Origin of the sequence: Rahnella woolbedingensis, from assembly GCF_003602095.1 — a bacterium.
Taxonomy (GTDB): Bacteria; Pseudomonadota; Gammaproteobacteria; order Enterobacterales; family Enterobacteriaceae; genus Rahnella; species Rahnella woolbedingensis.
The window spans coordinates 1-2,973 of the sequence record NZ_RAHH01000071.1; the positions used below are offsets into that span (position 1 = coordinate 1).

Below are 2,973 nucleotides of genomic sequence, written 5' to 3' on the forward strand. Positions count from 1 at the left end.
GACCAATTCCCATTACGTAAAATCATGCAGTTACACAACATGCTGGGTCACGAAATCTGGAGGAGTAAGCATTTTCCGCCAAAACAGGCTTGGTCTAACAGCACGATTCCCTATTATTCAACAAAGCCTGGTAGGACTGGAGAAACTGCTCGATCCTTGTGGCTGGTGAGTAGAACCCAGCCCGGGCGAAGTTGTAGTTTTTCAACTGATAGCTTTCCAGAAGATTTACCTGAGTTAGCTGCTGTGCGGAGAGGAGAAATCGAACATGGGTTAAAGAATAGTCTTAGCGTGGTTTGTTTTCCGTTTTACAAGCTTATCCCAAATATCAGGCAACACTCAGCACCGGCCAAAAAATAAGGAACGCCCAATCTGATAGTGTTTGTTTGCGAGTAAAGTCGTATACCGTATGCTGCTAAACACAATACTTGTGATGAATCCTAATTATGAAATAATTCAATTAATTAAAATTACTAATTTCACCCCCATTACAATACCATTCATTGAAATATGCAATAAAATTGGCATAAGCAGCCCTTTTGACAAATTCCTTGCACACACTAAAATCATCGAAATAGCAAAGAGAATAATTAACGCTCGAATATCTGTATACTGAGTATGCAAAAAAGCGAACGCAATTGAGGTAACGATGGAGGCTAGATAAACTTTTCCTCTAAAGCACAGTAAAAGTGCATCAAGCAGGCAACCTCTGAATACTATTTCTTCATAAATAGGGGCGATAAAAACCATTAAAAAAACAGTTAATAAAAATATTGGATTAGTCAGTAATTCTCTATTCCACATTAACTCTTTGCTTTCCCTTATACCCATAATAACAGGCCCTACGTATTGACATAATATTATGAAAACTAGTAAAATAAAGAATAACTTTGAGCTAATAAAACCTATACCCATGCTCCTCCCATTCCTGAAAAAAATAAGATAAATGGGTGCAATACAAATAAACTCTAACACGCATAGAACCGGAATGGCTAATCCTGCCTGATATAACTGGCTCCGATTCGGCAGCAAGAAAGTATAAAATGTGATTCCAATCATCAATAACACGGGGATAATATTGACTATAATTTCATGAGTGTTTTTTTTTATCATCTTTTAATTCCTTTCATTTAAATAAATAATGCGATCTGCCGAAGCTATCGTAGTTTCTCGGTGAGCAATAATAACCCTTGTGATGTCTAGCGCTTTGATCGCATGATTCACCATCGCCTCACTTTCCTTGTCCAGTGCGCTGGTAGCTTCATCTAAGAACAAGACTGCGGGTTTCTTGTAAATCGCACGCGCAAGGAATAGTCGTTGTTTTTGACCCCCTGACAATCCTTCACCTAATTCACCGATCAGGGTTTCATAGCCCATTGGCATTTGCATGATAACCTCGTGCAGATAGCTGGCTTGGGTGCATTCCTGCATCCAGGCTTCATCCACTTCATCAGCAAAGCCGCAGATATTCTCCCTGATGGAGCCGGAGAACAGCTTGTCATCCTGCATCACACACGCGATCATTTTGTGGTAGTTATTGATACCCAACTGCTGAATATCTATACCATTCACCTCAACCCTACCATGATCAGGATAAAACAGCCCACACAGTACCTTCATTAAGGTAGTTTTTCCTGAACCGGATGCCCCGACAATCGCCACACTTTCCCCTGGAGCAATAGTGATGTCCAGACCGTCGAAAATGGGCGGTGACTGGCTGTCATAACGATAACTAAGTGCCCGTGTTGCCAGCGACACCGACTGAAGACGAGGCTCATAAAGGAGATCGGGTTTACGATTTTCTCGTGGGTGCAGAGCAATGTCGGCAATACGCTCATTGTGCAGGCTCATCATGCGCAACTGCAGCAAGAAATTGGTTAATGAACCAATTCTGTCGGAGAACTGACCGCGAAAAGCGCCGAATGCTACGAACATTCCGATAGTCATCTGGTTGTCTATCACCAGGCTTGTACCCAGCCACAGGATCATTACCTGATCAGATGCGGCGACAAAAGTGTTGATTCCGCCAAACAACATGTCCATTTTAGTCATCCGGATGCCGGTATTGATGGTATCGATTTCGAGGTTGAGCCAGCGGGCACTGCGTCTTTCTGCCATTCCCTGCATTTTAACTGTCGCAATGCCATACAGCGTTTCCATGAAATAGGAACTGGCACGTGCAGTTCGAACTAATGACTCCTCTGACAGTTGTCGATAATAACCGTAGGTCAGCAGACGGAGAACAACGTAAAGGGTGGTGAAGGCCATAACAATCCAGGTTAACCAGCCCCCGTACAAAATCATCATCACGAGCACGCCGGCCACCATGATCATGTCCATAATAGCGCCGACGATACTGGCGGTGAACGTGGTGTGCAATGTATCCAGCGATCCGAAACGCGATTGGATATCCCCCAGTTTACGGCGTTCAAAATAGCCCAGGGGCAGTCGCAACAGATGGTTGAACAACCCGGATTGCCACTGGACATTAATGAGGGTAGACATGACTAATGAGGACCATGCGCGCATCATGCTAACTGCCGCTCGCAGCAGAATAAAGAACAACAGCCCTGAACAGATTAAGGTCAGTAGCCCGCGATCCCCGGCAGGGATCGCATGATCCATCACCAACTGGGTACCAACTGGCATCACAAGGTTGATGGTTTCAATCACCAGCGACAGACAAAAAATCTTGCCAAGCGTTCCTTTTAGACCATGCACACTCCCCATTAGCGTGCGAAGGCTCAGTCGGTTTCGCACAGTATTCGCTTCGAATGCCGCGCCTGGCCAGACCTCAAGTGCCACACCGGTGAAGCTGCGCGACACTTCCGGCATGCTGATGATTCTTCGGCCCCTAGCCGGGTCGTGTATGACAACATGATTACATCTGACGCTTACCAGAACCACAAAATGATTGAATTCCCAATGGAGTACACACGGCAATTTTAGCGATCCGAGATCCTCGATATTCAGTGA

The 2,973-nt window shown here is 44.8% G+C and carries 3 protein-coding genes; 1 reads left to right on the forward strand and 2 read right to left on the reverse strand.

Annotation, left to right across the window (positions count from 1 at the left end; translation table 11 throughout):
- Window positions 1-357 (forward strand): hypothetical protein (locus tag D6C13_RS25805; protein ID WP_208642951.1); only part of this gene is annotated, 357 nt, incomplete at its 5' end.
- Window positions 358-453: 96 nt separating this feature from the next.
- On the opposite strand, the gene D6C13_RS25150 is transcribed toward D6C13_RS25805, so the two are convergent.
- Both D6C13_RS25150 and D6C13_RS25155 read right to left on the reverse strand, forming a co-directional pair.
- Window positions 454-1,110: a CPBP family intramembrane glutamic endopeptidase gene (locus D6C13_RS25150; protein WP_120135325.1), complete on the reverse strand. Its 657-nt coding sequence runs from the start codon at window positions 1,108-1,110 to the stop codon at window positions 454-456.
- A 3-nt stretch (window positions 1,111-1,113) separates the two neighbouring features.
- A partial coding sequence (locus D6C13_RS25155) for a peptidase domain-containing ABC transporter (protein WP_147408208.1) occupies window positions 1,114-2,973 on the reverse strand: 1,860 nt, incomplete at its 5' end.

What these genes read in the sequence shown, in the direction of transcription:
- D6C13_RS25150 (WP_120135325.1), bottom strand. Translation starts at nt 1,110, where the DNA reads ATGATAAAAAAAAACACTCATGAAATTATAGTCAATATTATCCCCGTG.